This is a genomic window from Vibrio sp. 10N.237.312.B06 (genome assembly GCF_041464685.1).
Classification (GTDB): Bacteria; Pseudomonadota; Gammaproteobacteria; order Enterobacterales; family Vibrionaceae; genus Vibrio; species Vibrio tasmaniensis_A.
In genome coordinates this window covers 1-1,927 of the sequence record NZ_JBFSPI010000183.1, presented here as the reverse complement: position 1 = coordinate 1,927, position 1,927 = coordinate 1, and the positions used below count along the sequence as shown (strand labels likewise).

At 36.3% G+C, this 1,927-nt stretch carries 1 protein-coding gene and 1 pseudogene; one reads left to right on the top strand and one right to left on the bottom strand.

What is annotated here, in order from left to right:
* The first annotated feature begins 983 nt into the window (after positions 1–983).
* Positions 984–1,263 (top strand): annotated as a pseudogene (locus AB6C75_RS23375) (regulator).
* Between the two features lie 38 nt (positions 1,264–1,301).
* On the opposite strand, the gene AB6C75_RS23370 reads toward AB6C75_RS23375, so the two are convergent.
* Positions 1,302–1,565 (bottom strand): hypothetical protein, encoded by a 264-nt coding sequence (locus tag AB6C75_RS23370; RefSeq protein ID WP_017104309.1) that lies wholly within the window; start codon positions 1,563–1,565, stop codon positions 1,302–1,304.
* Positions 1,566–1,927 lie beyond the last annotated feature (362 nt).

Genomic DNA, 1,927 nt, shown 5'->3' with positions numbered 1-1,927 from the left:
AATGCTTTATTGATTTTATTGTTAATTTATAGACTCATCTAAGCGGAGAAGAGCCCTACAGGTATGGAAAGTCACTAACTTGGTGCCATGCGTGAATAGACCAGTTCAAGGCGCAATGCCCCTCGATCATCATCGGATAATTTACTTAATAAAGTGGCTTCTGGCTTGTTCAACATTCGGGATTTAACGTTGGCTGCGCAACGCTCAATCCTTATTAGTTATGTTTAATTTCAAAGGACTTAGGGCAGGACCCTGGAAATAGCCAATAAGATTAACTTCCATTGTGGGTCGATATTTGCGTAAATGCCGATAGCAAAAGCTATCCATCCTACTGTTATCAGGGCGGTCTCCAACGTACAGAAACCTCTAATTTGCGTTGCTCTATTTTTCACCGTTTTTTGAATTTTACTTCTCATAGTCTTCACCTCTCTTCTTCGCGCTTGGCTTGGTTGATTGGCTATTACCCAGTGATCCTGCTCCGCCGATTTGTCGTCGAGCCCTAAATCCTCTACTTACACTTTAAATATAACATTTTAATATCGTGAAGGTACGACTTCAGTGTACTCCAAACTCATTGCTTAACCAACTGAAAAATAGGCATATAATATAGTATAAATCCGATTTTTCAGGTGCAAACCGTGCAAACACACATTGCTTCCTATTCAAGGCACGTTATCACTGATTAGTTATCCACTATTCAATAGCTTAGAAACACTTAAACAACGTATTCGTGCGTAGCTGTGTTTGAACCTGAGTTCAATCCCTATCTGGCTCATTTTCGAGCTAGAAAATGCCATGTGTTAAAATTAAAAATGAGTTTCAGGAAACCTAATATTAGCAATTCATGAATAACTTTTTATAAGGCAAATTCGCCAGTTAATACGCCGTCGTACAGTGCGCACTTTGTTGGCTTAAGTTAAATGCAACTCTCAGCATAAACTCTAGTCCATTTTTAAACTCTTTCTCTTTAGAGAGAGTTAATCATGAAGTATCACGAAATGACTAAAAATTACATTTTTCGTGAATTTGAATGTGGCTTAAGCAAAGAGGAAACAGCCAAACTTTGTTTTAAAAGTTTGAGAACAATCACAGATTGGGATAAGGGAAAAGAAATACCACCTGAATGCAAGAGATTGATGAGATTAACTTCAGCCTCAAGAGATTTTAACTGGCATTGCATTACTAGAAATTAAATCTGAACTAGAAATAAAGGTATGTAGTAAATTATTGAAATATGCAAGAGCTTTAGCAAACATTATGTAATATTAGGCTCCACATGGAGCCTAATAGAATATATAAATCTAGAATTTTTCAACCCCATTGACACCAGCTTGTAAAGCAGCTTCATAACTTTTAATTTTCGCTTTATCAATAGCCCTTAATACATCATTTTTCGCAGTTTTTCTTGCTGACTCTTCGCTTACAGTCTCGTTAAAAGTACATTTCCATGTTGTGGTCAAAGACATCTTAGTCCATTGATCACCTTTAAGGCTTTCGTAAACTTTTTCTCTCTGCTCATCAGTTACGTTATTTAGATCTAAAGTTAATAGTATTTTAATTGCCATTTTATTACCAGTGACTTAGCTACTTCAAAGTAAAGTGCTTTCTTCAATTAATAAATGGGGGCGTAGTGTTTATTCCCAATGCATTCATATAACTTGTTGTACATAATTTGATAGCAATCACCGTTAAAAGTAATTATTAATTATATTCGTTACATGTGATTGCGATGCGTTTAGGGTTAGATAAGAGACTTTCGTCCCGTATTACATCTCGGGGATTAACAGCCAACAGCATGAGAAGAATGGATAACTTTTAATAGGGCAAAGGCCCATGAACAGGATGTGAATGAGTAAAGGTCTACCAAATAATGGGGCAGAAATGAGCTAGAGCTACTACTCTAATGATTCATTAGAACAAATAGCAG